The organism is Rhizobium sp. NLR8a, from assembly GCF_019685235.1.
GTDB lineage: Bacteria > Pseudomonadota > Alphaproteobacteria > Rhizobiales > Rhizobiaceae > Rhizobium.
In genome coordinates this window covers 100,718-127,246 of record NZ_JABDWI010000002.1, presented here as the reverse complement: position 1 = coordinate 127,246, position 26,529 = coordinate 100,718, and the positions used below count along the sequence as shown (strand labels likewise).

General features: G+C 63.4%; 25 protein-coding genes. 16 read left to right on the top strand and 9 right to left on the bottom strand.

Features of this window, described 5'->3' with window-relative positions:
• Nucleotides 1–3 precede the first annotated feature (3 nt).
• The 3 genes from HJC04_RS03855 to pcaQ form a co-directional block, all read right to left on the bottom strand.
• Entirely contained in the window at nt 4–699 is a 696-nt protein-coding gene (locus tag HJC04_RS03855) for an RES family NAD+ phosphorylase (protein ID WP_210632533.1), read from the bottom strand.
• Nucleotides 696–1,208 (bottom strand): MbcA/ParS/Xre antitoxin family protein, encoded by a 513-nt coding sequence (locus HJC04_RS03850; RefSeq protein WP_210632531.1) that lies wholly within the window; start codon nt 1,206–1,208, stop codon nt 696–698. The genes HJC04_RS03855 and HJC04_RS03850 overlap by 4 nt, the downstream gene beginning before the upstream one ends.
• Before the next feature lie 66 nt (nt 1,209–1,274).
• Nucleotides 1,275–2,192, bottom strand: coding sequence for a pca operon transcription factor PcaQ (gene pcaQ / locus HJC04_RS03845; RefSeq protein WP_210632530.1), 918 nt, complete (start codon nt 2,190–2,192; stop codon nt 1,275–1,277).
• A gap of 191 nt (nt 2,193–2,383) precedes the next feature.
• Between pcaQ and pcaD the strand changes: the two genes are divergently transcribed.
• The 8 genes from pcaD (at nt 2,384) to HJC04_RS03805 (ending at nt 8,681) form a co-directional block, all read left to right on the top strand.
• Nucleotides 2,384–3,205, top strand: coding sequence for a 3-oxoadipate enol-lactonase (gene pcaD / locus HJC04_RS03840; RefSeq protein ID WP_221144874.1), 822 nt, complete (start codon nt 2,384–2,386; stop codon nt 3,203–3,205).
• Complete coding sequence (pcaC, locus tag HJC04_RS03835; RefSeq protein ID WP_210632527.1) at nt 3,202–3,603, top strand: 4-carboxymuconolactone decarboxylase; 402 nt, start codon at nt 3,202–3,204, stop codon at nt 3,601–3,603. Before pcaD ends, pcaC begins: the two co-directional genes overlap by 4 nt.
• Before the next feature lie 9 nt (nt 3,604–3,612).
• Entirely contained in the window at nt 3,613–4,362 is a 750-nt protein-coding gene (pcaH, locus tag HJC04_RS03830; protein ID WP_210632526.1) for a protocatechuate 3,4-dioxygenase subunit beta, read from the top strand.
• A gap of 2 nt (nt 4,363–4,364) precedes the next feature.
• On the top strand, nt 4,365–4,976 hold the full coding sequence (gene pcaG, locus HJC04_RS03825) for a protocatechuate 3,4-dioxygenase subunit alpha (protein WP_221144872.1): 612 nt from the start codon (nt 4,365–4,367) through the stop codon (nt 4,974–4,976).
• A gap of 136 nt (nt 4,977–5,112) precedes the next feature.
• Nucleotides 5,113–6,159: a 3-carboxy-cis,cis-muconate cycloisomerase gene (locus HJC04_RS03820; RefSeq protein ID WP_210632522.1), complete on the top strand. Its 1,047-nt coding sequence runs from the start codon at nt 5,113–5,115 to the stop codon at nt 6,157–6,159.
• A 326-nt stretch (nt 6,160–6,485) separates the two neighbouring features.
• Nucleotides 6,486–7,316 carry an MBL fold metallo-hydrolase gene (locus HJC04_RS03815; RefSeq protein ID WP_210632521.1) on the top strand — a complete coding sequence of 277 codons (831 nt, stop codon included), beginning with the start codon at nt 6,486–6,488 and terminating at the stop codon, nt 7,314–7,316.
• Nucleotides 7,317–7,434: 118 nt separating this feature from the next.
• Complete coding sequence (locus HJC04_RS03810; RefSeq protein ID WP_210632520.1) at nt 7,435–7,809, top strand: GFA family protein; 375 nt, start codon at nt 7,435–7,437, stop codon at nt 7,807–7,809.
• Nucleotides 7,806–8,681 carry an alpha/beta fold hydrolase gene (locus HJC04_RS03805; protein ID WP_221144870.1) on the top strand — a complete coding sequence of 292 codons (876 nt, stop codon included), beginning with the start codon at nt 7,806–7,808 and terminating at the stop codon, nt 8,679–8,681. Before HJC04_RS03810 ends, HJC04_RS03805 begins: the two co-directional genes overlap by 4 nt.
• Here HJC04_RS03805 and HJC04_RS03800 read toward each other — a convergent pair.
• Together HJC04_RS03800 and HJC04_RS03795 are read right to left on the bottom strand one after the other, a co-directional pair.
• Nucleotides 8,669–9,445, bottom strand: coding sequence for a polysaccharide deacetylase family protein (locus HJC04_RS03800; RefSeq protein ID WP_210632518.1), 777 nt, complete (start codon nt 9,443–9,445; stop codon nt 8,669–8,671). The genes HJC04_RS03805 and HJC04_RS03800 overlap by 13 nt on opposite strands.
• 4 nt (nt 9,446–9,449) lie before the next feature.
• Entirely contained in the window at nt 9,450–10,532 is a 1,083-nt protein-coding gene (locus HJC04_RS03795; protein WP_210632517.1) for a glycosyltransferase family 4 protein, read from the bottom strand.
• A 271-nt stretch (nt 10,533–10,803) separates the two neighbouring features.
• On the opposite strand from HJC04_RS03795, the gene HJC04_RS03790 reads away from it, so the two are divergent.
• The 3 genes from HJC04_RS03790 to HJC04_RS03780 all read left to right on the top strand — a co-directional run bounded on the left by HJC04_RS03790 (nt 10,804) and on the right by HJC04_RS03780 (nt 15,477).
• Nucleotides 10,804–12,519, top strand: coding sequence for an adenylate/guanylate cyclase domain-containing protein (locus tag HJC04_RS03790; protein ID WP_221144868.1), 1,716 nt, complete (start codon nt 10,804–10,806; stop codon nt 12,517–12,519).
• On the top strand, nt 12,519–13,397 hold the full coding sequence (locus HJC04_RS03785; protein WP_210632515.1) for an FkbM family methyltransferase: 879 nt from the start codon (nt 12,519–12,521) through the stop codon (nt 13,395–13,397). The genes HJC04_RS03790 and HJC04_RS03785 overlap by 1 nt, the downstream gene beginning before the upstream one ends.
• Before the next feature lie 169 nt (nt 13,398–13,566).
• Nucleotides 13,567–15,477, top strand: coding sequence for an adenylate/guanylate cyclase domain-containing protein (locus HJC04_RS03780; RefSeq protein WP_221144866.1), 1,911 nt, complete (start codon nt 13,567–13,569; stop codon nt 15,475–15,477).
• Between the two features lie 130 nt (nt 15,478–15,607).
• Here the strand turns inward: HJC04_RS03780 and HJC04_RS03775 are convergent, their stop codons facing one another.
• On the bottom strand, nt 15,608–16,513 hold the full coding sequence (locus HJC04_RS03775) for an NAD(P)/FAD-dependent oxidoreductase (protein WP_221123099.1): 906 nt from the start codon (nt 16,511–16,513) through the stop codon (nt 15,608–15,610).
• A gap of 130 nt (nt 16,514–16,643) precedes the next feature.
• Here HJC04_RS03775 and HJC04_RS03770 point away from each other — a divergent pair, with 130 nt between their 5' ends.
• Nucleotides 16,644–17,099, top strand: a complete 456-nt coding sequence (locus HJC04_RS03770; RefSeq protein WP_210632512.1) for an Rrf2 family transcriptional regulator — start codon at nt 16,644–16,646, stop codon at nt 17,097–17,099.
• Between the two features lie 24 nt (nt 17,100–17,123).
• Here the strand turns inward: HJC04_RS03770 and HJC04_RS03765 are convergent, their stop codons facing one another.
• Nucleotides 17,124–17,618: a GFA family protein gene (locus tag HJC04_RS03765; protein WP_221144864.1), complete on the bottom strand. Its 495-nt coding sequence runs from the start codon at nt 17,616–17,618 to the stop codon at nt 17,124–17,126.
• Nucleotides 17,619–17,665: 47 nt separating this feature from the next.
• On the bottom strand, nt 17,666–18,145 hold the full coding sequence (locus tag HJC04_RS03760) for a class I SAM-dependent methyltransferase (protein WP_210632510.1): 480 nt from the start codon (nt 18,143–18,145) through the stop codon (nt 17,666–17,668).
• Nucleotides 18,146–18,269: 124 nt separating this feature from the next.
• Between HJC04_RS03760 and HJC04_RS03755 the strand changes: the two genes are divergently transcribed.
• Nucleotides 18,270–19,445: a DUF3095 domain-containing protein gene (locus HJC04_RS03755; protein WP_247241785.1), complete on the top strand. Its 1,176-nt coding sequence runs from the start codon at nt 18,270–18,272 to the stop codon at nt 19,443–19,445.
• Here HJC04_RS03755 and HJC04_RS03750 read toward each other — a convergent pair.
• The gene (locus HJC04_RS03750; RefSeq protein ID WP_221123097.1) at nt 19,435–20,772 is read right to left on the bottom strand and encodes a nucleotide sugar dehydrogenase; all 1,338 of its coding nucleotides are present in this window, start codon (nt 20,770–20,772) and stop codon (nt 19,435–19,437) included. The genes HJC04_RS03755 and HJC04_RS03750 overlap by 11 nt on opposite strands.
• 467 nt (nt 20,773–21,239) lie before the next feature.
• Here HJC04_RS03750 and HJC04_RS03745 point away from each other — a divergent pair, with 467 nt between their 5' ends.
• The 3 genes from HJC04_RS03745 to HJC04_RS03735 all read left to right on the top strand — a co-directional run bounded on the left by HJC04_RS03745 (nt 21,240) and on the right by HJC04_RS03735 (nt 26,528).
• Nucleotides 21,240–22,583, top strand: a complete 1,344-nt coding sequence (locus tag HJC04_RS03745; protein ID WP_210632507.1) for an adenylate/guanylate cyclase domain-containing protein — start codon at nt 21,240–21,242, stop codon at nt 22,581–22,583.
• Nucleotides 22,584–22,731: 148 nt separating this feature from the next.
• Nucleotides 22,732–24,621 (top strand): ABC transporter ATP-binding protein, encoded by a 1,890-nt coding sequence (locus HJC04_RS03740; protein WP_221123094.1) that lies wholly within the window; start codon nt 22,732–22,734, stop codon nt 24,619–24,621.
• Nucleotides 24,621–26,528, top strand: coding sequence for an ABC transporter substrate-binding protein (locus HJC04_RS03735; protein WP_210632505.1), 1,908 nt, complete (start codon nt 24,621–24,623; stop codon nt 26,526–26,528). Before HJC04_RS03740 ends, HJC04_RS03735 begins: the two co-directional genes overlap by 1 nt.
• The last annotated feature ends 1 nt before the right edge of the window (nt 26,529 follow it).

Here is a 26,529-nt window from a genome sequence, read left to right as displayed (position 1 = left end):
CGTCTACCTTGCGGCAGTCGGTCGCCGCCGGACTGCCAGCTTCCTGACATCGATGCGCCGGTCGGCGGCGAAAACGGTGATTTCGAAATGATCTGCCTGCAGCACATCGCGGATATTCCTCGGCCGGTGCGCCGCGACGTTCACCCCGCCTCTCAGCCGCACACTGTCATAGAGGATGCCGGCACCGCCGCTCGAGCGCACGTCTTCGCCGAGCACCTGCGACGCCGCATAGCTCGTGCCGTCATAGACATCCGGTCGCAGCGCCTGTTCGCCGCGAATGTCGAGATAGTCGCCGATCAGGGTGGCGGCGTAGCTGCGATAGGTGCGCGCCATCGTCGCCGCCCCGCGCGCCACAGCCTCGCGCCGGAGATGATGGCCGACTTCAGCCGCGGCTGTCTTCAGATTGTCGGCGGCATACCAGGCGCCGAGATCGGGCCCGTTGAAGCGCATGCCGCCGGGTGCGACATGGAGGAACGCCGCCATCACGATACTGGCGTTCGGACTGCCGTAGACCCACTCGTTTTCGGGAAGCCGCCGAAGGCGGTCGGCCACGAGCCGATCATTGGTCCATCCCACAAGTTCCATCACGGCTTCGAGATCCGCCGCCCTCGTCACCGTATCGAACAGACCGATCGGCGGAAATTGCGACGGGATCAGCCGATGGGACGGATGCGGCGCCTCGGCAAAACGATCGCTCACCGGAAGACGATGTCCGCGTCTTCGTAAGGCGTGAAGGCCTCGTCGAGCCTATTGGGCGGCATGTAGAGCCCGCCGCGCGCGCCGTCCAGAAACCGGCGCACGGTCATCAGCCCGTCCTGAGTTCCGCTTGTGACGATATCGAGCGGCGGATGGCCGCCGAAAACCGGCGCCTGATGCGGCGTGCGCAGCCAGGCGATACCGGCGCGTTCGTCGGCAAACAGCACGCCAAGCGCCTGATGGATGCCGAACACGGCGGAGATCCTGGTCAGTGCATCGACGTCGAGGGTAAAAGCGCCGTGCTCACGCGCCTGCTTTGCCCAGCTGTGATAGGTCGAGCGGGAGGGATAGCCGAGCACGAGCAAACGCTGCTCTTCGGTGAGCCCCCAGAGATCGGCGATCGCCAAAAAGGTTCGCAACGCCGGCGGGCTCAGCCGCCTTCGATTGGCAGGTGCAAACCGCTCCGTGTCCAGCCGCTCCGGCTCTTGCTCTCTGCGTCTTGCCTGCTGCATAGGAAACTCCTGTCTTGAACTAGATTTAGTCCAGATCTGGGCAAATAGCAAGCGTTGGAGGGGGCTTCAGGAAACCTCCCGCGCCGCCTCGCGGATTGTCTGCATCAGGATCGATTGCGGCGCCGACGGCACGGCATCGGCGCGCGTCGTCAGCCCGACCGGCCCCCTGGTTTCGCCGGTGTCGATCGGCAGCAGCGCCAGCCGTCCATCGGCGACATCGCCTGCTACCACACCGTTCGAAATGATCCAGATCGCGTCGCTTGACCTGAGGAAGGCGCGGCCGAAGGAATCCGACACCGTCTCGATCTGGTCCGGCAGGCTGGAGACGCCATTGGCGATCAGGAAATTTTCGACAACCGGCCGGATGATCGAACCGCGTGTCGGCATCAGCACCGTATAGTCGGCGAAACCTGCAAACAGCGATTGCCGGCCGTTCAGCAGCGGATGGCCGCGGCGCACGGCAAACACCACCTGTTCTGAATAAAGATGCTCGAAGGAGAAGCCCGCCATCTTTTCAGCGCCGGCGAGGCGCCCGACGACCAGGTCGAGGTCGCCGACACGAAGCTCTTCCAGCAGCGCGGCGTTCTCGCCGGTGACGATCTTCACCCGGCTCCAGGTTTTCTCCTTGAGGAAGAGTTCCATCGCCCGCGGCATGATGCGCGATGAGACCGTCGGCAGGGCGCCGATGCGGATCGGTGGCGCGTCAGCGAACTGCTCCTGCGAGACGGAATCGAGACCCTGGCGCAGCGCCGTCAGCGCCGCGCCGGCGTGCCGCAGGAAAACCTCGCCATAACGAGTGATCTTGATGCCGCGGCCGTCGCGCTCGAAGACGTCGACGCCGAGCACCTGTTCCAACTCGCGGATCGTCTTCGTCACCGCCGGTTGGCTGACATGCAGCAACTCCGCCGCCTTCATGACGCTCTTCTGCCGCGCCACCTCGACAAAGGTCTGCAGATGGCGAAACTTGACGCGGCTGTCGACCATCGATCACTTAACTCCAAGGTTATCGAAATGCCTTAAAATATCATTTTACTTAACCGGATCAACCATTCAGTCTTGACGCCAAGAGGTGTGGCGAGTTTGACGGGAAAGCCAAGCCGACACTCCGTCATCCTCGGCCTTGAGCCGAGGATGACGGAGGTGGGGTGCTCGGACTTGAACAAGGAGGACGTAACGTGCAATTCGCCCGCATAAACGACGTGACGATCCACTATCAGCTTATCAGCGCGCCCGCCGACCGACCGGTGATCGTCTTCATCAATTCGCTCGGGACGGATTTCCGCATCTGGCGCGACGTCGTCGTACGACTGGCCGGCGATCACGCCATCGTGCTTTACGATAAACGCGGCCACGGCCTTTCCGACGTCGGCCAGCTCCCCTCGTCGATCGAGGACCATGCGACCGATCTTGCCGGCCTGCTCGACCTGCTGTCAGTGAAAAATGCGGTCATCTGCGGCCTGTCGGTCGGCGGCCTCATCGCCCAGTCGCTGACGCAGCGCCGGCCGGATCTCGTCGGCGCCCTTATTCTTTGCGACACCGCCCACAAGATCGGCACGGCTGAGAGCTGGAACGCCCGCATTGCCGCCGTCAAGAAAGATGGCATCGGCAGCATCGTCGACGCCGTCATGGAGCGCTGGTTCACGCCCTCCTTCCGCCGGCCCGAGAACACCGCCTATTCCGGCTATTGCAACATGCTGACACGCCAGCCGGTCGAGGGTTACCTCGCCGCCTGCGAAGCGATCCGCGACGCAGATTTCACCGAAGCGGCCAAGTCGATTGCTGTGCCGACAATCTGCATCGTCGGCGACCAGGACGGCTCGACCCCGCCCGATCTGGTGCTCTCCACGGCGCGGCTTATCCCCGGCGCCCGCTACGAGGTGATCGCCGACTGCGCCCATATTCCCTGCGTCGAGCAGCCGGAAGCGCTGACGGCGATCATCCGCGCCTTCCTCACATCCATCCCCCCTGGCATCCCACCTGGAGACACCAACCGATGAACGAGACCGCCTCCTCCGAGCGTTACCGACAGGGCATGGCGACCCGTCGCGCCGTGCTCGGCGACGCCCATGTCGAACGCGCCGCAGCGGCAACGACCGAGTTCGACCGTCCCTTCCAGGAGCTGATCACCGAAGCCGCCTGGGGCCATGTCTGGTCGCGCCCGGCGCTGACCAAGCGCGAGCGCTCGATCATCACCATCGCACTGCTCGCCGCACTCGGCCAGGATGACGAGGTCGCCATGCATGTGCGCGCTACTGCCAATACGGGAGCAAGCCGCGAGGATATCTGCGAGGCGCTCTTGCATGTGGCGATCTATGCCGGCGTCCCCGCCGCCAACCACGCGATCAAGATTGCCAAGCAGGCCTTTGCAGAGATGGACGCCGAGAAGGCGGCCTGAGGGAGAGAGATGTCCGAACGACCCAACCAAAAGCCGGAGACCGGCGCCTTCTTCGCCCGCGACCGCGCCTGGCATGCGCCGGCCCTGACCCCCGGCTACAAAACCTCGGTGCTGCGCGCGCCCCAACGGGCACTGCTGTCGCTCGACGGCACGATCTCCGAGACGACCGGGCCGGTCTTCGGCCATTCGCTGATCGGCGAACTCGACAACGACCTGATCCTGAACTATGCGCGGCCCGGCGAAAGCGCCATCGGCGAGCGCATCATCGTCCACGGCCGCGTGCTCGACGAACGCGCCAAGCCAGTGGCCGGCGCGCTGGTCGAATTCTGGCAGGCCAATGCCGGCGGCCGCTACCGCCACAAGAAGGAAACCTATCTGGCGGCAATCGACCCGAATTTTGGCGGCTGCGGCCGTGCCATCACCGACGAGGAAGGCCGCTACCATTTCCGCACCGTGCGGCCGGGCGCCTATCCCTGGCCGAACGGCGTCAACGACTGGCGCCCCGCCCATATCCACTTCTCGATCTTCGGCCACGGCTTCGCACAGCGCCTGATCACCCAGATGTATTTCGAGGGCGATCCGATGATCTGGAAATGTCCGATCGTCGGCACGATCCCGGACAAGGCGGCGATCGAGCAGCTGATCGCGCCGCTCGACTGGGGCAATACGATTCCGATGGATTCACGCGCCTATAAATTCGACATCGTGCTGCGGGGCCGCCGCTCGACGATGTTCGAAAACAGGCTGGAGGGCAACTGACCATGCAGCAGCTCGGCTATCTCAAGGAAACCCCGTCGCAGACCGCCGGCCCCTATGTCCATATCGGCCTGACGCCGAATTTTTGCGACATCACAGGCGTCTACGACAGCGATCTCGGCGCCGCGATGCTCAATGACGAAACGCTCGGCGAACGCATCACCGTCACCGGGCGCATCTTCGACGGGGCGGGCGCGCTGGTGCGCGATGCCGTCGTCGAGATCTGGCAGGCCGACAGCGCCGGCCTCTACAACAGCCCCTCGGAAATGCGCGGCGCCGCCGACCCGAACTTCGCCGGCTGGGGCCGCTGCCCGACCAGCGCCGACGATGGCGTCTACAGCTTCGAGACGATCAAGCCCGGCCGCGTTCCCTTCAAGGACGGCCGCAGACAGGCGCCGCACATCACCTTCTGGATCGTCGCCCGCGGCATCAATATCGGCCTGCATACGCGGATGTATTTTCCGGAGGAGACGGAGGCCAACGCCAGCGACCCGCTGCTTGCCCGTATCGAACATCGCGAACGCGTCGCCACCATGGTCGCCGGCCGCGACGGCGCGATCTGCCGTTTTGACATCCACCTGCAGGGGCCGAAGGAGACCGTGTTTCTGGATATTTGAAGGTCGACGGCTATTTGTAAGGAGAGCTCTTAGCAAGCAGCCCCCTCACCCTGCCCTCTCTCCGGGGGGTTCGAAGGATGGGTCGGGTCGGCGCCCACCCCTGCACTTTGTCTGAAATGCTCGAATAGAGACCCCCATGACCGCATCGCCCTTCGACCATCCCTTCCTCTCCGGCCTTCTCGGCGATATCGAAATCGCGCCCTATTTTTCCGCCGAAGCCGATATCCGCGCCATGCTCTCCTTCGAAGCCGCGCTCGCCAGGGCGGAAGCCGCGCACGGTGTCATTCCCGGCGAAGCCGCAAGGAAGATCGCCGAAGCCTGCGCCGGTTTTTCTCCGGACCTCACCAGCCTTCGCGCGGCAACGGCGAAGGACGGCGTCATCGTCCCCGACCTCGTCAAGCAGCTGCGCGCCAAGGTCGGCGAGGAAGCCGGCAAAAACCTGCATCTCGGCGCCACCAGCCAGGACGTCATCGACACCAGCCTGATGATCCGACTGAAGGCGGTGGTCTTCCTGTTTGCCGGCCGGCTTTCCTCGATCCTCGCAGCGCTCGACGGGCTCGACCGGCGGTTCGGCCGCAACCGCCTGATGGGGCATACCCGCATGCAGGCGGCGATCGCCATCAGCGTCCGCGACCGTCTCGATGCCTGGCGCCCGCCGCTCGCGACCTATCGCGACCGCCTGACCGAGCAGAGTTTTCCCGTCCAGTTCGGCGGTGCTGCCGGCACGCTCGACAAGCTCGGGCCACAGGCCACCGCAATCCGCGCTTCGCTCGCCCAGGAGCTCGGCCTCACCGATATCAGGCAATGGCAAAGCGCGCGCCTGCCGATCGCCGATATCGCCGGCCTGTTCGCTTCGATTTCGGGCAGCCTCGGCAAGATGGGGCAGGATATCGCGCTGCTTGCCGAGATGGGCGGTGAGATCGAAATCTCAGGCGGCGGCGCCTCGTCGGCCATGGCGCACAAGCAGAATCCGGTTGCCGCCGAAGTCCTGGTCTCGCTCGCCCGCTTCAACGCCACGGCGCTCTCCGGCATCCACCAGTCGCTTGTCCATGAACAGGAACGCTCCGGAGCGGCCTGGACGCTGGAATGGCTGCTGCTGCCGCAGATGACCATGGCAACCGCCGCCAGCCTGCGGCTTGCCGGAGAGCTGATCGGAAATATCAAGCGGCTTGGGACGGCCTGAGATCGCAGCCGCGGCCAGCGCTGTGGCAAGCCCGTTCGTCAGGGGCTCCAGCGCGAGCGCGGCGATTTGCATTTTCGATCGCGCGCAACCATCTAATAGGCATGACTTGCGGAAAACGCCCCGCCCGAGCAGCCCATTTACCGAAAACCAACCATACCGGGTTGCTTTCCGAAGCGAAAGCCGATTGCTTAGGAGAATATACTTCTTCTTCCGCTAGCGGTTAGGAGAACGAAAGGGGGCGCAGGCAAACTCGTGGAATTCTGCTGCTTCGCATCGGGATAAACTATGATTACGATGGCGATGCGGGAAGGCCGGTTTGAAAAACGATGACGACAGAACTGTTTCAGATAAAATTTTGGGGCGTCCGCGGCAGTATTCCCGTATCGGGCCCCGAGTTCGATCGCTACGGCGGTAACACTTCCTGCATCGAGATTCGTTGCGGAAAACATCGGTTGCTTTTCGACGCAGGTTCGGGCCTGCGCGAGGCGGGACTGTCGCTGCTCGCCGACGGCGTCAGCGACGTGGATCTGTTCTTCAGCCACTGCCATTACGACCACATCATCGGCCTGCCCTTCTTCAAGGCGATCTATTATCCCTCGATCAACGTCAACATCTGGTCCGGCCATCTCGACGGCAAGATGAGCACGCGGGAAATGGTCGAGCAGTTCATCAGCCCGCCCTGGTTTCCGGTCAAGACAGATATCTGTCAGGCGACGATGAACTTCCGCGATTTCCATCCCGGCCAGGTTCTGACCCCGCACGAGGGCATCGAGATCAGGACTTTCACGCTGAACCATCCAGGCGGCGCCATCGGCTACCGCATCGAATGGCAAGGCCGTTCCATCGCTCTCATCTACGATATCGAGCATATTCCAGGCAGCTATGATCCGGTCTCGCTGGAGATGATGCAGGGCGCCGATCTCGTCGTCTACGATTGCACCTACAATGAAGATGAGATGCAGCGCTTCAAGGGCTTCGGTCATTCGACCTGGCAGCACGGCACCGAGCTCGCCAAAATGGCCGGCGCCAAGCGCTTCGCCCTGTTCCACCATGCGCCCTCCCGCACGGACGAACAGCTGGCCGAGATGGAAGCGCAGGCTGAGGCCGCCTTCCCCGGCGCCTTCGCCGCGCGCGACAACCAGACCGTGGTGATCTAGGACACCGAGTCTCCTGCGGGCGCGCAAGACGACGTCCGTTCGCGCCTTGCTGACGGAACAGATGCCGGGTCCGACCGTTTCCCCGGCAGCGCAAGATCGATGAAACGGGGTATCAGCCATGACCGTGCTCTCCGGACAATGCCTTTGCGGGCAGGTGCAGCTTTCTGTGCGAGGCGAACCGCTGCGTGTCGGCATCTGTCATTGCACCGACTGCCGAAAGGAAAGCGGTTCGGCCTTTACTTTTTATGGAATCTGGCCCGCCGGGCGGTTCGAACATTCCGGAGAAACGGGCGAATTTCACGGCCGGCGCTTCTGCACCGGCTGCGGTTCGCGGCTGTTTTCCGCCGATGACCAGGAGGCGGAGATCAAGCTCGGCATCCTCTCGCAGGCGCCGACGCCGCTGGTGCCGCGCTATGAACTGTGGATCAAACGCCGCGAAACGTGGCTGCGACCCGTGGAGGGCGCCGAGCAGTATGAGGAGGACCGAACGTGAGCCTCGCCACGCTCGTCCGGCATAGGTTCGTTACGATCTCAGGCATCGAGACCTTTTACCGCGAGGCCGGCCCGCCGGACGCACCGGTCCTGTTTCTGCCACACGGCTATCCCTGCTCTTCTTACGAATTTCGCAATCTCATGCCGCGCCTTGCCGACCGCTGGCGCCTGATAGCCCCGGATTTCCCCGGCGCGGGCTATAGCGACACGCCCGACGATTTCGACTACAGCTTCGACGGCTATGCCGCCTGGCTGGAGGCTTTCATCGACGCGCTCAGTGTCGACCGCTTCGCCCTCTATCTCCACGATTTCGGCTCGCCGATCGGAGCGCGGCTGGCAATCAGAAACCCTGGCCGCATCGTGGCGCTGATGATCCAGAATGGCGATATTCCCTATGAGGATGCGCTTGGCCCGAAATATGCAGATATCGAGGCGACCTGGGCGCTACCGCGCGCGGAGATGAGGAAGGCGCTGGCGGAAGCAATCAGCGAGGAGACCTTCCGGGAGGAATTCCTCAACGACCTGCCGCCGCCTCTGGCCGAAACGATCCCGCCGGATCTCTGGAGGCTGCACTGGTCGCTGGTCACGCCGCGGCGCACGGAAATCGCCATCGACCTGATCGCCGGATTGAAGGAGAACCGCGCCTGGTTTCCCGAGTACCGGAAATATCTCCGGCAAAACAGGCCGCCGACCCTGATCGTCTGGGGACCGAACGACCACTATATGCCGGAAGAGTCGGCACGCGCCTACCTCCGCGATCTGCCGGATGCCGAACTGCATCTGCTCGATGGCGGGCATTGGCTGCTCGAGACGCATCTCGAAGAGGTCGCAGCCCTGATGCGGGACTTCCTCGGGCGCGTTCACGCCGGCTGATCGCTCCTTCGCGCTAAGCTGAGAAGTGCGCCCGGCGACGACCAGGAGACGGCAGGATGATCGGCCGTCAGCGCAAACAAGGCAGACAGGAAATCCCAGGCGGCCGCATCATGGACGAGATGGTGGGTGAGCACGCCGATCGGCTCGTCGCTGCCGGCAAACCGGTCGCGGAGTTCGGCGACGAGTTCGGCCACCAGCTCCTCCTCGTCGCGGCCGCCGCGCGTGCCGTGCCAGTCGATAATGTCGACATGGGTGTTGAGAAGCGGGATCGGCCCGCCCTCTCTTGCCCGCCCGTAAACCGAAAGCGCCGCAAAGGCGAGGTCGGGCAATGCCGGGATGAGCGCGGCGTCGATCCGGTTCCACGGCGGCACCAGCACCGGCAGGAAGCGAGCCGGATGGAGCCGCTTCAGGCGCTGTAGTCCCTCACGCAACTCGCCGAGCACCACCTCGGGCGGGCGTTCGCCGCCGAGTTCCTGCTTCTTGCGCTCAGGTCCGGCGTGGTTCGTATGCCACCAGCCATGCACAGCGACAGCGACGCTCGCCTCTGCCGCCAGCCGCGCCGCCAATGCTTCGCCGGTCCGGCCGGGAATGACGGCAAGCGTCAGCGGAATTCCGTTCGCGCCGGTCAGTGACAGCAGCCGCTCCAGATCCGGCGTCGGCTCGACGGCATCGTCGTCGCGCAGCCAGAACCGCGCCACGCGGCCGGCGGCGCGCCAGCGGTCGAGCTCCCGGCGCAGCGGTTCCCAGCTCATCCCTCGGCTCATCATCTCACTCCTGTTCCTGCGCCTTGCGCAAAATCCCGTCCAGGGCGCCGGCAGCCATCGCGAGCGAGCGCTCCCCGAGCACGAAGCGCCGCGCTGCCTGCCCCATCGCGTCGCGTTTCCGCCCGTCGCCGAGCAGGGCCGCGACAGCCGCGGCATAGGCGGCGACATCGCCCTCCGGCGTCAGCAGGCCGGTGACGCCGGCCTCGACCACGGCGGGCACGCCCGCCGTCTGCTGCGCCACGACAGGCAGGCCGGCGGCCTGGGCTTCGAGATAGGCAAGGCCATAGGCCTCGCCGCAGCCGGGCCAGACATAGATGCCGCCACGCGCGAGCAGGCCGGCGATCTCAGCCTCACCTTGCTCGCCCAGCCATTCGATGCGGCCGGAAAGGCCGGCGAACAGCGCCTCCACCTCCTGGCGCATCGGCCCATCGCCGATGACCGAAAGCGTCCATGGCCGGTCTCCGATCAGCCGCAATGCTTTCGCGAGCATCGCGAAGCTTTCCATCTTGTCGCCGGCCCGCATCATCGCGACCGTCATCAGCCGGCTGCGATCGGGCGCCGGGCGCACCGCCTCGAACAGCGCCGGATCGATGAACGGCTTGAGAGCCGCAAGCCGCGCCTGCGGAAAGGCGGAGCGGAGCCCGGCCCGGTCGCGCTCGGTGAAGCCGATATTGACCGCCGCCTGCATGACCGCCTCGCCCACGCGCTTCTGCCGGGCCGCCCAATCGGTCTTATCGCGTTTTGCCGCATAAGAAGCTTCGGCGGTGACATAGGGAATGGCGAATTCGGCCGAAATCGCCGGCCCGAAGGGATCGGGGGATTTGTAGTAGGGGTGGTAGCAGAACCAGAGATCCGGCCGAGGCTCTTCTTGCCATTTCGCCCGCAGCCGCGCCAATTCGGCTGAGATCGCGGGTTCGAGCGCTGCCGCCGCCTCGGGCGTCGCAGCATGGGTACGGAATTCGGAGACGACCTCGACCTGATGCCCGGCAAGCTGCAATGCCCGGATCAGCAGCCGCGCCATCAGCCGGTCGCCCGAGGGCACCGGGTGGTTCGGTGATTTTATCGGCGCATAGAAGGCGACCCGCATGCGATCCCTCACATAGACACACTGTTTCCAATCGGTATTCACAGGCATCATAGATCATTCGAATTCATAACCAGATCAGGCACATGCAGCATGCGGTCGCCTTGAACCTTCCCATGGTGCGCGGCATCGTGCCCGGAGGCGAAAAAATCCCTTATTGCTGCCTTCCCGAAAACTTGCGCATAAGCATATGCAATGTGATCGCAATGGAAGCAATTCCGCCTCCTTCCCCATCTCTATGGGCCTGCGATTGCATCGACAAGAACGGGAATGAATGACGACGGCCTCGGTCACAGGGATTTTTTCGGAACGCTCGATCAGAAGGGCAAGGCTCGGTTCCGGGCTGGTTATCTTTGTCTTCGTTCTCTTGCATTTGTCGAACCATGCGCTCGGACTCGTCTCGATCGCCGCAGCCGATAAGGCCCGCCATCTTTTCCTGGCTGTCTGGCGCAATCCCGTCGGCACCGTTCTGTTCTATGGATCCGTCTTCGTCCATATGGCCCTGGTGCTGCGCGCCATCTACATCAGGCGCAGCCTGGTCATGCCCAAGGGAGAAGCAGCTCAGATGGTGCTCGGCTTGCTGATCCCGCTGCTTCTCATCGATCACGTCATCGGCACCCGCATCGCGCATGAACTCTACGGCTATATCGACAATTACGAGACGATCGTCGGCATGTTGTGGCTGCGGACGCCGGCGACGGGGGTGCGCCAGGCATTCGGCCTTCTCGCGGTGTGGGTCCATGGCTGCATCGGCATCCATTACTGGCTGCGTTACCGCCCTTGGTACGGCGATTTCGCACCGCTGCTGCTGGCGCTGGCGATCCTTGTGCCGGTGCTGTCGCTGCTCGGTTTTGTCGAAATGGGCCGCACCCTCGCCGACCCCGCCTACCAACTGACCGCGATCGAGCCTTACGCGACGACCGTGAACTCTCACTATGTCTCCGATCCTGAGATTCGCAGTCAGATCGCCATGGTTCGCGCCGGGCTCTATGGCGCCTTCTCGGCCTCGCTGATCATCGTCGTTGCCGCCCGCACCCAGCGCAGGCTGAAGGAGCGTCTCGATCAGGTCGCGGTGCATTATCCGGGTGGCGAAGTGATCCGCGTGCCGCGGGGCTTCACCGTGCTGGAGGCGAGCCGCCTCGGCGGCCTGCCGCATTATTCGGTCTGCGGCGGCAAGGGCCAGTGCTCAACCTGCCGGGTGCAGATCCTCGGCGATTACCAGAAGCTGCCGCCGCCCGACAAGCTGGAGCAGACGACACTGAAACGCATCAATGCCGGCCCTGACGTGCGGCTGGCCTGCCAGCTTCGGCCGAATGCCGAGATCGCGGTCGCGCCTCTCCTGGTTCCGGCGGAGGAGGCGGCTCTGCCTGCCAACAGCCAGGAGACGAGCCCCGGCCGTGAGCGTGAGATCGTCGTGCTCTTCGTCGATATCCGTCATTTCACCACGCTGACGGAAACGCGCCTGCCCTTCGACGTCGTCTTCCTGCTGAACCGCTATTTCGCCATCATCGGCAAGGCGGTGGAACAGGCCGGCGGCCGGCTCGACAAGTTCATCGGCGACGGTGCCATGGCGCTCTTCGGCCTCAACGCCGCGCCGGAAGAAGCATGCCGCCAGGCGCTCGACGCCGCCGCGGCGATCGTCGCGGGGATCGAGAAACTCGCCGCCGAACTGGCCGAAGAGCTGACGCTGCCGCTGCGGATCGCCATCGGCATCCACGCCGGGCCGGCCGTCGTCGGCACGATGGGCTATGGCCGGGTGCGCAGCATGACGGCGATCGGCGATACGGTGAATGTCGCGAGCCGGCTGGAAAGCGCGGCCAAGGAATTCGACGCGGCGATCGTCTTCTCCGAGCCGGTGGCGCGGCTTGCCGGCGCCGACCTTGCCGACGTCGAAAGCCGTGAAATCAGCGTGCGCGGCCGCGCCCTGCCCTTGAAAGTTTATGTCATTCCGAGAGAGAAAGCGGCAGAACCGCTCGAAGGAAATGTCTGATGCCCGGCAAGCCCTGGCTCACCGCCAAATATTGGAGCCGCCGGCTGCGCAAGGCGCGCAATAGAACCGCCTCGCGGTTCTTCGACACTCGCCTCGGCCGTCGCTTGCTGATCGAGAATATCGGCCCGCGCGTCGTCTCCATGACGGTCGATGCCGGTGATCATCTGATGACCTTCTCGCCCGCCGACTATATCGGCCGCAAGGTCTTCCGCAAGGGCCATTTCGAGCGCGACGCCGTCGACCGGCTGATCGTCATCCTGCGCGAGCGCGGCCTGCTCAGAAAGGATGCGACGCTGCTCGAGATCGGCGGCAATATCGGCACCCAGACCGTCTATTTCGCCTTGAGCGGCACCTACGCCAACATCGTCAGTGTCGAGCCCGATCCGCGCAATTTCCCGCTGCTTGAACTCAACATTCGCCAGAACCGGCTGGAGGAGAAGGTTCGGCTCGTCAACTGCGCCGCCGGCGAGCACGCAGGCGAGATCGACTTTTTTCTCAACCTCAACAATCACGGCAAGAGCAGCGCCATCCGCCAGAGCCCGATCGACCGGAAGATCAGCGTGCCGGTGAAGCCGGTCTCCGAAATCCTCGCCGGCCTCTCGATCGATCCGGCCGCAATCGGCCTTGTGTGGATGGATATCGAAGGCTACGAGCCGGTCGCCTGCCGCTCGATGCAGCCGCTGCTTTCCCGCCGCGTGCCGCTTCATATGGAATTCACGCCGCTGTTCTACGGGCGCGAGGGAACGAAGGCCTTCATAGCGATGCTGTCAGGGTTCTACGAGGATTGTCTCGTGCTCTTCGAGGACCGCGAGGAAGAGATGAAGGTGCGGGACCTGCCTGAAGAGTTCGATCAGTACAACGTGCTGTTTTTGCCTTAGGCTTACTTCTCAAAAACATACTGACGCCCGGAGCCGGGCGCGCGGGACCGGCTTGTGCAAGCCCGAAAAAAGCAGTTAGCTACCGTCGTTGGGGACGCTCTTCATGCACAGTTAGACGACCCGTGGGCGATAGGTGTGCTGAGACGTTTCCGCATTCGAGGGAAGTCTCGTGCGCTGGTCCAAACCGCTCAGAGTACATCTCGGGGTCCTGATCGTTGCATCGCTGCTTTGCACGTCGATGCCGATTATCTGGATGGCGTTCAGGCAGGGAAGCAATGCTGCCGTGAGTGCCGGCGCGCAGCAGATGCGCGAGATGAGCCTGCGGCTGATCGAGGGATACCGCAACACGCTGGAAGGAGGCTACGAGGCGGTCGCGCTGGCAGCGACCCTGCCGCAGCTCGCTTCGCCGCCGCCTCAGGATATCGAGGCAAAACAGGAACTCTTTCTCGAAATTCTGCGAAACGTCCCCGAGGCAACGAGCATCTATACCGGTTATCCCGACGGCTCGTACCTGCAGGTCATCAACGCTGCAAGGAGGGATGTCCGCCAGACCCTCTCGGCGCCTGACAATGCGGCTTTCGCGATCAGAACGATCGCCGAGCGACAAAGCGCGAGCGTCATATCGACGCTTCGCTTTCTCGACAGCAAGGCGAGACCCATCGGCGAGCGGAAGATCGAAAATGCATCTTTCGATCCGCGGCAACGCCCCTGGTATCAAGCGGTGGTCCAGGATGGAGTTCCGGTCTCGGTCGGACCCTATGTGACCGGAACGCTCCAGGTTCCGACCCTGACGATCGCGGCACCGACGAGGGACGATGGGCGGGTGGTCGTCGGCATCAACGTTCACCTGCAGACCATCGGTCGCCTGTTGGATGCGCAGGGAATTTCGCCGCATGCCCGAGCCTATGTCATCGACGGGAGCGACAATCTCATTGCTCACTCCGACCCTGACATCATGAGCAGGATCATCTCGATCTGGTCGAGGACCTCAGGCTCTTTCGCCATGACGGCGAACGCTTTCGATACCAGTCTGGAAACGGTTGCGAGGCTGCGGCGAGATCCCGCCTTCGCAGGCGGCGGATTGGCGCGGTTCGATCTTGATGGTGAAGGCTATCTCGTGCAGATCGCTCCCGTCAGCATATCCGGTCTGTTCCAGGGAAGCAGCGCTGCGATCGTCGTGCCGTTGGAAGACCTCGTGGCCGATGCCCACCGGCTGCTCGTGCGCAATCTGCTGATTGCCGGCGCCTTAGTGCTCGCGGGTGTCGCGGCATCGGTCATTCTCTCGCGGATGGTCAGCCGCTCTCTCTACCGACTCGCCGACGAGGCGCGCAGGATCGGTGATCTCGATGTCGGTGAGAAAGCCTCGTCGCACTCCTGGATAACCGAAATCAACACATTGGCGAGCGCGCTCTCGGCAAGCCGTCACGCCATCGGCCAGTTTGCCCTCTATGTACCGCGCGAAGTGGTTCGCCGTATCGTCAGCCCTGACGGGCGAACGGTGGTCAAGGCGAAGCGGCAGGACGTGACCGTGCTTTTCACCGATATCAGGGACTTCACGACCATATCGGAGCAGAATTCACCCGAGGACGTGGTCGATACGCTGTCGGCCTATTTCGAGCTGCTGAACACCATCGCCGAGCGTCATGAGGGCACGGTCGTGCAATATCTCGGCGACTCCATTTTCGTCATGTGGAATGCCCCTGTTCAAGATGGCGGGCATGTCGAACACGGCTGTCGCTGCGCGCTTTCGATGAAAGCCGCGATCGACGACCTCAATCGGGAAAACAGAGTTCATGACCGCCCCGAACTCTTCACGCGGTTCGGGCTCCACACAGGTCCCGCCGTCGTCGGCAGTTTCGGAGCAATCTCGCGCCAGCAATACACGGCCATGGGCGATACGATCAACGTCGCCTCACGGCTGGAAGGATTGAACAAGGATTACGGCACCTCGATCCTGGTGAGCGCCGCAGTCCACAATGCCGTCGGCGACCGCTTCCAGTTTCGGCCGTTGGGGCTGGTGCAGGTGAAGGGGCGGGCTGAGAAGGTTGATCTATGGGAACTGGTTGGGGAGCGTGGCTGACGGGCAGCTTTGGCTGGCGTTACCCGCGGAGGCGCAAGGCGGGCGGTCCATTTTTCTGCTGACACGCTCGCGCTTTGTTGGAACGACGACAGATCCTCAACGCCCTTGCCGCGGGCACCGCCGCCAAACACTAGCTGGCAGGCGGCATCACCAGCGACTGATGGCAATGCACGCCGGCGAGAACACCCGAGGCGGAGGCGAGCGTGCCGCTGTGCATGGAGCTCGCCGCATCGCCGGCGGCGAAGACGCCCTTGACGCTGGTCTCCTTGTTTTCGCCGGTGCGGATCACCGGCCCGAAAGCGCCGTCGTCGAAGGCGCAGCCCAGCTGTTCGGCGATCGGGCTCGCCATCGCGGTCTTCGGCGCGACGAAGACGGCGTCGAGCGGCACGATGCGGTCATCGGCGAGACGTACCGCCTGGAGTTTCGGACTGTCGCCGAGCAATTCCACGATCGGGCTGCGTTCGATGCGTACACCGCGGTTCGTCAGCCGCGCCAGCTGCTCTTCATCGGGCTCGAACAGTGCCTGGGTGAAGAAGGTGGTCGCGCCCCAGTCCGGGATCATCATGGCGGAATGGGCCGAATGCGGGTGGTTTGCAAGGACGCCGAGTTCGCCGCCGCTCACCTCGTAGCCGTGGCAATAGGGGCAGTGCAGCACGGAGCGGCCCCAGCGCTCCCCAAGGCCGGGGATGTCGGGCAGCGTATCGCTGACGCCGGTCGCGAGAATGAGGCGGGCAGCGCGTTCTTCACCGCCGCCTTCGATGGTGATGACGAATTCCTCACCCTCCTTCCGGGCGCGGGTAACCTTGCCGTCGCGAAATGTTATGTTCGGATAAAGCGAAAGCTGCCTCTTCCCCTCACCCATGATCGCCGCCGGCGCCTGGCCGTCCTGGCCGAGAAAACCGTGCGAAGCTTGCGAAAACCGGTTTCGCGGCGCGCCGGCATCGACGAGCAGAACCCGCCGCCGCGCCCGGGTGAGCTGCATGGCTGCCGACAGGCCGGCAAAATTGCCGCCGATGACGATGACTTCGTAGGACATGCGCTGACTCCTTCGATATTGGTTCATGAATCATCATAAGTTACATGAAACCAGGCGGTCAAGACTCATGTCACTTGTCTTGTTACAAACTGGCTGCGATAATGGCGCGCTCGCTCGACAGGACAGAACCATGCGCAACGACAGCCGCCTTTCCCGCATGCTGCACGTGCTGATCCACATGGATCGGCATCAGCATGCGGCGACCTCCGAAATGATTGCAAAGATGCTGAACACCAATCCCGTCGTCGTTCGCCGCACGATGGCCGGGCTTCGCCAGCAGGGCTATGTGCGTTCGGAAAAGGGCCATGGCGGCGGCTGGACGCTGGTGCGACCCTTGTCCGAGATCACCCTGCTCGACGTCTACAACGCGCTTGGCGAACCGCACGTCTTTGCCATCGGCCCCGCCGACGATCAGCCCAAATGTCTGGTCGAGCAGGCGGTGAATAACGCGCTGGCCGACGCGATGAAGGAGGCGGAGGCGCTGCTTTTGAGGCGGCTGGGCAGCGTGACGCTGGAGGAAATCGCGGCTGAATTCGAGGCAAAACTGACGGCGCGCTCGGCTGCGGCTTATTCCTGTGCCTCGTGAGCGGAAGCTCCTAGAAATCAGCCGTCACGCCCCCCTCACCGTCCAGGAGGTTGTATCGCGATCGGGGTGCTGATTGCTGCTCTCCTTGATCGCCGCCGCCCAGTCGGCGCCGTTATTTTCGGTTGCACCGGTATTTTCTATGTCGGTGATCGTGTCGAACCATGTCACCATGTTCTCGGTGCAGGTATTGGCATGCGGCGAGAAAGGGTGCGGATTGTCGAGCGAACCGATCATCAGGTTGGTGCGACCGTTTTCCAGGTGGTGGAAGAACAATGGGGTGCCGCAATTGGCGCAGAAGCCGCGCTCGACAAGCTCCGAACTCTTCCAGACGCTCGGCTTGCCGCGTGTCCAGCTGAGCGCATCATCGGGAGCGGCGACCAGCGCGGCAAAGATGTTGCCCGAGGCCTTCTGGCACATGCGGCAATGACAGAGATGCGAATTGTCGAACATGGCGGTGGCGTGGTAGCGCACGGCACCGCACTGGCAGCCGCCGCTCACTTCCATCTCGATGCGTTTCATTTTCTCCTCCTTCAACAGGCGGGTGGGGCCGGGGCCTACTCTCCCCCTCACACCCGCCGATACAGAAAGTAACGCCCTTCCTTGATTCCCTCCGGCAGCGGCAGCGCCGCAAGCTCCGAATGCTCCAGCGGCAAGCCGCTGACCGCAATGCCGTTCGGGGCGAGCACGCCGGCCATCAGCTGCGGCAGCCAGGTCAGCGTCACCGCGTCGATCTCGTCATGGCCGGTGCCGATATCGGCGTGGGCAAGGGCTGCGCCGATCCCGAGGAAGGCCTGACCGGAATCGCGGATGTTGCCGGTCACCATATCTTGCGGCTCCGGGGTCGAGGCCGAATAGGAACGGACCTCCCAGTCGAAGGCGATGATGCGGCGGTCGGGGAATTTTTCGCGCAGGTGGTCATAGGTGCGGCCGTTGCCGAGGCCGAACTCCAGCACCGGGCCTTCGATGTCCTCGACCAGATCGGTGATTGCGTTCAGAATGTCGCGCTGGGCCGTCAAGCGGCGAATGAAGCTGTCGAGGCGGCTCATCGAAATCCGTATCCGTGATGAAAATCGTGAGCGCGTGCTAACACATGAAACCTTGCCAAGTCGATTGCCGTAAATGGGAATTGGCGTTGCAGCAGCGATATGGGTCTGTGCTAAGGTCGATGCCATGACAATCGTGAATGACGAAGAATTCTTTGCGAACGTGCCGCGCTTCAGCGCCTTCGAGGGCGTGACCGATGCCGGCAATTACCGGCCGCTGCCGGAGGGATGGGTGCTGGCGCTTGCCGATATCGTCGGTTCGACGCAGGCGATCGCCGGCGGCCGCTACAAGGACGTCAACATGGCCGGCGCCAGCGTCATTTCGGCGGTGCTGAATGCGGTCGGCAAGGGCGACTATCCCTTCGTCTTCGGTGGTGACGGCGCCCTGATTGCGCTTCCGGGTTCGCTGGAGAAGGCGGCGCGGGATGCGCTGGCCGCCGTGCAGGTCTGGGTCGAGGAGGATCTCGGCCTGATGTTGCGCATCGCCATCGTACCGGTCGCCGATACCCGCGCAGAGGGCCTCGACGTCCGTGTCGCCCGCTATTCCGCAAGCCCGCATGTCACTTACGCAATGTTCTGGGGCGGCGGCACGAGCTGGGCGGAACGACAGATGAAGCTTGGCCACTACGGCGTCGGCCGCGCCGCCCCCGGAACGCGGCCGGATCTCACCGGCCTTTCCTGCCGATGGAGCCCGATCGAGGCCGAGAATGGCGAGATCGTCTCGATCATCGCCGTGCCCGGCGAAGGCCGGCCGGGCGAAGAGTTCCGCGATCTCGTCAACGGCATCGTCGCCATCACCGCCGAGCAGAGCCGCGGCAGCCATCCGGTGCCGGCCGACGGCCCGAAATTCGCCTTCTCGCTGAAAGGTATCAATCGCGAGGCCAAGGCCACCGCGCCGGCCGGCAAACGTCTGCGGCAGAAGCTGATCATCTTCCTGCAGCTCGCGATCACCGTTCTCTGCTACAAACTCGGCATTCCGCTCGGCCGCTTCGATGCCCGCCGCTACAAGGGCGACGTCGCCGGCAATTCCGATTTCCGCAAGTTCGACGACGGGCTGAAGATGACAGTCGATGTCGACGCCGCGCGCTTGAAACGGATCGAGACGCTGCTGGAAGACGCGCGGGCGAGAGGCATCGCCCGCTACGGCCTGCATCGCCAGTCCTCGGCGCTGATGACCTGCTTTGTGCCGACGCCGATCTCGCGCGACCACATGCATTTCATCGATGGCGCCGCCGGCGGTTATGCGGTGGCCGCCAGCCGGATGACCGGCAAGTCGCTTTCGGCCGTTTCCGTTACGCCTTGACGACGTGATCGGCGGAAAGGCCGAGCCGGTCGAAGACGTTGCGCGTGTCGATGATCAACGCCGCACTTTCGGCGAGCGCCGCATAATCCACCCCGTCATGATCGGTCGCGACCAGCACGACATCATAGCCGGCAACGGCCTGCGCCGTCAGTGCCACCGATTGGCGCCCCTTCAGCGCTTGATGTTCGCGCGTCGGCGGGATCTCGGCGACGAAGGGATCGTGGTAATCGGCGCTGCCGCCGCGCTCCTCGATGATCTCGATCAGCCGCAGCGACGGGCTCTCTCTTATATCGGCGACGTTCTTCTTGTAGGCGAGCCCCAGCACCAGCACGCGGCTGCGGCTCAGCGCCTTGCCGGCGCGGATGTCGAGCGCTTCGGCCAGTTTGCCGACGACATAGCGCGGCATCGCCGAATTGATCTCGCCGGCAAGCTCGATGAATCGGGTCGGAAGCTCATATTCACGCGATTTCCAGGTGAGGTAGAAGGGATCGATCGGGATGCAATGGCCGCCGAGGCCGGGGCCAGGATAGAAGGGCATGTAGCCGAACGGCTTGGTCTTGGCCGCGTCGATCACTTCCCAGACGTCGATGCCCATCGCCGCATAGACCGTCTTCAGCTCGTTGACTAGGGCGATGTTGACCGAACGGAAGATGTTTTCGGTGAGCTTGACGGCCTCGGCCGTCGCATTCGAGGAAACCGGAACGACGGTCGACACCGCCGCGCCATAGAAGGCCTTCATCAGAGCCAGCGCCTCCGGCCCGTCGCCGGCGACAACCTTCGGGATAGTCGCGGTGTGGTAATGCTGGTTGCCGGGGTCCTCGCGCTCCGGCGAGAAGCCGACGAAGAAATCCGCGCCGGACTTCAAGCCGGTGCCTTCGAGGATGACCTTGACGATATCGTCGGTCGTGCCGGGATAGGTGGTGGATTCCAGCGCGACGAGCTGGCCGGGGCGCAAATGCTCAGCGATCGAGCGCGAGGTCGCCTCGACGAAGGAAAGATCGGGGTCGCGATGCTTGGTGAGCGGCGTCGGCACGCAGATGATGATGACATCACATTCACCAAGGCCGGCGAAATCCGTCGTCGCCTGGAATCGGTTCGCATCGATCTCGGCGGCAAGCGCCTCGTTGCTGACGGCGTCGATATAGGAGCGGCGGGCATCGAGCGCCACCATCTTTGAGGGATCGATGTCGAAGCCGGTGACCGCAAAACCGCTGCGCGCGACGGCGATCGCCAGCGGCAGGCCGACATAACCGAGCCCGATAATGCCGGCACGCGCCGCGCGGCTTTCGATCTTCTGCAGGAGCGTGTCGAAGGTGGAGGTGGCCAAGGCGGGATCTTTCGAATGGGAATTTAGAAAGCTGATCTAATGCATCATGGCGGGGAATTAAACCCGGAGCTTCTTCTCGCCACGGTGCCACCCCTGTTTACGCCGTGCCCTCAGAGCGCAGGAGGGCTGGTCTCGCCGATATCCCAGAGCACCACCTCTCCGGGGTGTGGCCGAAATGCCCCGGCGGCGGCCTTTGCCGCAACCTGAGCGCACAAAAGAATCCGGGTCCCATTGTTTCGCATCTGCAGCACCCCTATGTGAGTTTGATATTGAACCATCGAGAAAGGACTTCCCCTCCGATCCGCGTTCCGGGGAACTGAGGGCGCTGCTGCCGGGCTTTCGGCAGATCGTTGACAAATATTACCGCTCGTACATCCTGATTTCCTTGTGACCTGCGCATGAAAATGCGTCGGCCGGGGGACTTTTGGCTCTTGGGGATGGCGTGCCTTATGAGGATCATACCGAGAATGAGCACGATCGAATCCAGCGTGTCCTCCATCCTGTTGGACCGGGTCGCCGAATGGCTGACACATTCCTCGCTGGCAGGTGACGACCTCGAAAACATCGTGCGCGGCTTCTGCGAAAGACTTGCTTCCGCCGGCCTTCCGATCGCCCGCGTGCACCTGACCTTTTCGATGCTGCATCCGCTCTACGATGCCTTGAGCTTCACCTGGCGGCGGGCCAGCGGCGTCACTATCGAGGGCCTCCGCATGCCGGCCGGGCAGAAGCCGGACCGCTTCCTGCAGAGCCCCTATTATTACCTGCTCGACAACAACCTGCAGCATATTCGGCGGCGGTTGATGCAGGAAGGCCCGGCCGAATTCCCGATCTTCGAGGATCTGCGCAAGGACAGGATGACCGATTACCTCGCCTTCGTGCAGCCCTTCGGCGACGATTCGGTGCAGGGCATGATGGGCTCCTGGTCGACTGACCATCATAACGGTTTTACCGACGACATGATCGACGCGCTGCTCCGGATGCAGAACCATCTGGCGGTGGCCGCCAAGATGGCGGTGCTCGGCAAGCTCGCCAACAACATGCTGACCACCTATCTCGGCGGCGACGCCGGCAAACGGGTGCTGAATGGCCAGATTCGCCGCGGCGACGGCGAAACGATCCGGGCGGCGCTGGTCATGGGCGACATGCGCGAATCCACCATGTATGCCGAAAAGGAAGGCCGCCAGGCCTATATCGATACGCTGAACCAGTTCTTCGACGCGATCGCCGCTCCCTTCAACCGCAATGGCGGCGAGATTCTGAGCTTCCTCGGCGACGGCTTTCTCGCCGTCTATCCCTGCGGGCGTCACAAGGACCCATCGAAAATCGCCTGCGAGGCAGCACTTTCGGCCGTCCACCAGGCGCAGGCGCGGGTGGCCGAGCTCAATCGGGAGCGCGAGGAGAAGGGTCTATCCAGGATCGGCTACGGCATCGGCATGCATGTCGGCAACGTCATGTTCGGCAATGTCGGCCTCAAGGACCGGCTGACCTTCTCCGCCTTCGGATCGGCGGTCAACGAGGTGCAGCGTTTGCAGATCCTGACCAAAAAATACGGCCGGGAGGTCGTCGCCAGCCAGGCCTTCGCCGGTTATTGCGGCGGCGAATGGACAACCCTCGGCGAGGAGAAGCTGCGCGGCATCCGCCAGAAGGTGACGGTACTGCAGCCACGCGCCCCGGCCCCGGATATCCATGTCGACGAACATTTCCGCGAGGCCGTGCAGAACGGACTTTCCGAAGCCGAACAGGTCATTCTCCTGCACCGCGACGCCAAGAAACAGGTCAAGCGCACAAGCATGGAGAAGTTCATTCAGTAAAACGCCAGGTTGCGGCCGCCAGAACTGCGCGTTACAGAGATGGTGAACCGCGGCAATTTCCCCTTGCTTGTCATCAGCTAGACACCCCGTTTGCGGTACGATAGTGTTGCCTTAACGGGAACATAGAAGACTGGGGAATTTCATTGGTATGGCGTCCGCTGCCGATCTGTTGCGTATCGAGAATCTCGACGTCTCCTTCTCCGTTTTCGGCGACCGCCTGCGTGTCGTAAAGGAAGCCAATCTCCGCATTCTTCCGGGTAAGGTTACCGCCCTCGTCGGTGAGTCCGGTTCCGGTAAATCGGTGATCAGCCAGTCGGTGATGGGCATCCTGCCCAATCCGGCCAGGGCGTCAGGCAGTATCCTCTTCACCGATCCGCTCGACGGCAGCACGACCGATATCCTGTCGCTGCCGCGCGACAGTGAAGAGATGCGTGATCTGCGCGGCAAGCGCATGGCGACGATTTTCCAGGAGCCGATGACCTCGCTGTCGCCGCTGCATACCGTCGGCAACCAGATCAGCGAAGTGCTGTTGATCCATACCGACGTCGACAAGCAGGAAGCACGCCAAAGGACCGAGGAAATGCTCGGCCTCGTCGGCTTCTCCAATCCGCACCGCACCTACGACATGTATCCATTCGAACTGTCGGGCGGCATGCGCCAGCGCGCGATGATCGCCATGGCGCTGATCTGCAAGCCGGCTCTCCTGATCGCCGACGAGCCGACGACGGCGCTCGACGTGACGATCCAGGCGCAGATCCTCGAACTGCTGCGCGACCTGCAGGCCAAGCTCGGCATGGCGATGCTGCTGATCACCCACGATCTCGGCATCGTCGCCAACATGGCCGACGAGGTGGTCGTCATCTATCACGGCGAGATCATGGAAGCGGGACCGGTCGAGGCGATCTTCCGCAATCCGCAGCATCCCTATCTCAAGGCGCTGATGGCGGCCGTTCCGCATTTCGACATGAAACCCGGCGAACGGCTGAAGGCGCTGCGCGACGTGCCGGTCAATCTCGAGACGCTGGTCGGCAAGAAGAAGCCGCTGCAGGCTGAAACGCCGGGCACGCTGCTTTCCGTCGCCAATCTGTCGAAGACCTACAGGACGCGCAGGCGCAGCCTGTTCGGCAAGCACGAAGCCGCCGTCGTGCATGCGGTCGACGACGTCAGCTTCGACATCCGCCGCGGCGAATGTCTCGGCCTGGTGGGCGAATCCGGCTGCGGCAAGACGACACTCAGCAAGATCCTCATGCGCGCCGTCACCCCTGATGGCGGCTCGGTGGTGTTCAACGACGGCAAAGAGGTCATCGACGTGCTGGCCGTCAAGGGCGCCGAGCTGCAGGAGCTGCGCACCAAGATCCAAATGGTGTTCCAGGACCCGGTCTCCTCGCTCTCGCCGCGCATGACGGTGCGCAACATCCTGAGCGAGCCGCTCGAGATCCACGACCGCGGCGACAGCGCCGAGCGCAAGCGCAAGGTCGAGGGACTGATGGGCGCGATCGGCCTCGACAAGCGTTACCTCAGCCGTTACCCGCACAGCTTCTCCGGCGGCCAGCGCCAGCGCATCGGCATTGCCCGCGCCCTGGCGCTCGGGCCGAAGCTCGTCATCCTCGACGAGCCGGTGTCGGCCCTCGACGTCTCGGTGCAGGCGCAGATCCTCAACCTCTTGAAGGATCTGCAGAAGGAGCTGGGCCTGACCTATCTCTTCATCTCGCACAATCTCGCCGTCGTCGATTACATGGCCGACCGTATCGCTGTCATGTGCAAGGGCCGCATCGTCGAGATCGCTCCGCGCGAGATCATTCTGCGCGATCCGGTGCACCCCTATACGAAATCACTGCTCGCCGCCGTCCCCTTCCCCGATCTCGACCGGCCGCTCGATTTCAAGGCGCTTCGGGAAAACGGCGCCGCCGACAAGCAGAACTGGGGCAAGACCTTCACCGCCGAGCATGACGACGCCTCCGAGCTTGCCTATGCCGATCTCGGCGACGGCCATCTGGTGCGCGCCCGCAAGGGCGCTGATATCCGGGAGTTGCGCTGATGGTGACGCGTCGCACCTTTCTCGGCGGCCTCGTCGGTGCTGCGATCGCGCCGGCGGTGCTGCGGGCCGAACAGGTCGGCGAGCCGGAATTCCTGAAGGAGCGGCTGGCATCAGGCAGCCTGCCTGGTATGGCCGAACGCATTCCCGCCCGCCCGCGCATCGTCAACTTGAAGGAGATGGGGCTCGAACCCGGCGCCTATGGCGGCACGGTGCGCACCATCATCGGCAGCCAGCGCGATATCCGCTTCATGACGATCTACGGCTATGCCCGCCTGATCGGCTACGACAAGCACCTGCAGTTCCGGCCCGACATTCTGGCCGATTTCCGTTCCGAGGAAGACACGGTCTTCACCTTCACGCTGCGCGAGGGCCATAAATGGTCGGACGGGGCGCCGTTCACCGCCGATGATTTCCGCTACTGGTGGGAAGACGTCATCCTCAATGACAAGCTGACGCCGGGCGGCGGCGCACTCGAGCTTCGCCCACACGGCAGCCTGCCGCGCTTCGAGATGCTCGATCCGCTGACCGTTCGCTATACTTGGGATAAACCCAACCCGATGTTCCTGCCGAGCTTGGCCGGCCCGCAGCCGCTCGTCATCTTCGGGCCGGCGCATTACCTGAAGCAGTTCCACAAGAAGTTCCAGCCGGACCAGGCGAAGATGGAACAGATGATGCAGACCTTCCGCGTCAAGAAATGGCAGGACCTGCACATCAAGATGGCGCGCTCCTATCGTCCGGAAAATCCCAACCTGCCGACGCTCGATCCCTGGCGCAACACGACGGCGCTGCCGGCCGAGCAGTTCGTCTTCGAGCGCAACCCGTTCTTCCATCGCGTCGACGAAAACGGCAGGCAGCTTCCCTATCTCGATCGTTTTATCCTCAACGTCTCTTCCTCGTCGATCATCGCCGCCAAGGCCGGCGCGGGCGAGGCCGACCTGCAGGCAACCGGCATCGACTTCAACGACTACACCTTCCTGAAGGAGGCGGAGAAGCGCTTTCCGGTGAAGGTCAATCTCTGGAAGGTCGCGCGCGGCTCGCGCATCACGCTCTTGCCGAATCTCAACTGCGCCGACGAGGTGTGGCGCGGCCTTTTCCGCGACGTGCGCCTGCGCCGGGCGCTGTCGCTGGCGATCAACCGGCACGAGATCAATATGGTCGCCTTCTATGGATTGGGCACGCCGAGCGCCGATACCGTGCTGCCCGACAGTCCGCTCTTCAAGCAGGAATATGCCGACGCCTTCGTCAAGTTCGATCCCGACGAGGCCAACCGCCTGCTCGACGAGCTCGGCCTGACCCGCCGCGGCGACGACGGCATCCGGCTGCTGCCGGACGGGCGACGCGCCGAGATCACCGTCGAGACCGCCGGCGAAAGCAATCTCGACACCGACGTGCTGGAACTGGTGCACGATCACTGGGCCGATATCGGCCTTGCGCTTTATACCCGCACCTCGCAGCGGGACGTCTTCCGCAACCGCGCCATGAGCGGCACGATCATGATGTCGATCTGGTACGGCCTCGACAATGGCGTGCCGACGGCCGACATGTCGCCGTCCGGTCTTGCGCCGACGCTCGATGATCAGCTGCAATGGCCGCTCTGGGGCATGCATTATCTCTCCGCCGGCCAGGAAGGTGTCGCTCCCGACCTGCCGGAGGCGGCAGAGCTGGTGGACCTGCTCGGCCAATGGGGCTCGACGGCAAAATTCGAGGAGCGCCAGGCGATCTGGCACAGAATGCTGTCGCTCTATACGCAGCAGGTCTTCTCAATCGGCCTCATCAACAGCACGCTGCAGCCGATCCTGCGCGCCGCCAAGCTGCAGAACCTGCCGGAGAAAGCGCTCTACGGCTTCGATCCCACCTCCTATCTCGGCGTCTACATGCCGGATGTTTTCTGGTACAAGGAGGCCTGAG

What these genes read in the sequence shown, in the direction of transcription:
- HJC04_RS03760 (WP_210632510.1), bottom strand. Translation starts at nt 18,145, where the DNA reads ATGAGCCGCCTCGACAGCTTCATTCGCCGCTTGACGGCCCAGCGCGAC.
- pcaQ (WP_210632530.1), bottom strand. Translation starts at nt 2,192, where the DNA reads ATGGTCGACAGCCGCGTCAAGTTTCGCCATCTGCAGACCTTTGTCGAG.
- HJC04_RS03795 (WP_210632517.1), bottom strand. Translation starts at nt 10,532, where the DNA reads ATGCGGGTCGCCTTCTATGCGCCGATAAAATCACCGAACCACCCGGTG.
- HJC04_RS03810 (WP_210632520.1), top strand. Translation starts at nt 7,435, where the DNA reads ATGACCGTGCTCTCCGGACAATGCCTTTGCGGGCAGGTGCAGCTTTCT.
- HJC04_RS03740 (WP_221123094.1), top strand. Translation starts at nt 22,732, where the DNA reads ATGGCGTCCGCTGCCGATCTGTTGCGTATCGAGAATCTCGACGTCTCC.
- HJC04_RS03755 (WP_247241785.1), top strand. Translation starts at nt 18,270, where the DNA reads ATGACAATCGTGAATGACGAAGAATTCTTTGCGAACGTGCCGCGCTTC.
- pcaG (WP_221144872.1), top strand. Translation starts at nt 4,365, where the DNA reads ATGCAGCAGCTCGGCTATCTCAAGGAAACCCCGTCGCAGACCGCCGGC.
- HJC04_RS03820 (WP_210632522.1), top strand. Translation starts at nt 5,113, where the DNA reads ATGACCGCATCGCCCTTCGACCATCCCTTCCTCTCCGGCCTTCTCGGC.
- HJC04_RS03850 (WP_210632531.1), bottom strand. Translation starts at nt 1,208, where the DNA reads ATGCAGCAGGCAAGACGCAGAGAGCAAGAGCCGGAGCGGCTGGACACG.
- HJC04_RS03765 (WP_221144864.1), bottom strand. Translation starts at nt 17,618, where the DNA reads ATGAAACGCATCGAGATGGAAGTGAGCGGCGGCTGCCAGTGCGGTGCC.
- HJC04_RS03800 (WP_210632518.1), bottom strand. Translation starts at nt 9,445, where the DNA reads ATGAGCCGAGGGATGAGCTGGGAACCGCTGCGCCGGGAGCTCGACCGC.
- pcaH (WP_210632526.1), top strand. Translation starts at nt 3,613, where the DNA reads ATGTCCGAACGACCCAACCAAAAGCCGGAGACCGGCGCCTTCTTCGCC.
- HJC04_RS03745 (WP_210632507.1), top strand. Translation starts at nt 21,240, where the DNA reads ATGAGCACGATCGAATCCAGCGTGTCCTCCATCCTGTTGGACCGGGTC.
- HJC04_RS03770 (WP_210632512.1), top strand. Translation starts at nt 16,644, where the DNA reads ATGCGCAACGACAGCCGCCTTTCCCGCATGCTGCACGTGCTGATCCAC.
- HJC04_RS03790 (WP_221144868.1), top strand. Translation starts at nt 10,804, where the DNA reads ATGACGACGGCCTCGGTCACAGGGATTTTTTCGGAACGCTCGATCAGA.
- HJC04_RS03735 (WP_210632505.1), top strand. Translation starts at nt 24,621, where the DNA reads ATGGTGACGCGTCGCACCTTTCTCGGCGGCCTCGTCGGTGCTGCGATC.
- HJC04_RS03785 (WP_210632515.1), top strand. Translation starts at nt 12,519, where the DNA reads ATGCCCGGCAAGCCCTGGCTCACCGCCAAATATTGGAGCCGCCGGCTG.
- pcaC (WP_210632527.1), top strand. Translation starts at nt 3,202, where the DNA reads ATGAACGAGACCGCCTCCTCCGAGCGTTACCGACAGGGCATGGCGACC.
- HJC04_RS03775 (WP_221123099.1), bottom strand. Translation starts at nt 16,513, where the DNA reads ATGTCCTACGAAGTCATCGTCATCGGCGGCAATTTTGCCGGCCTGTCG.
- HJC04_RS03815 (WP_210632521.1), top strand. Translation starts at nt 6,486, where the DNA reads ATGACGACAGAACTGTTTCAGATAAAATTTTGGGGCGTCCGCGGCAGT.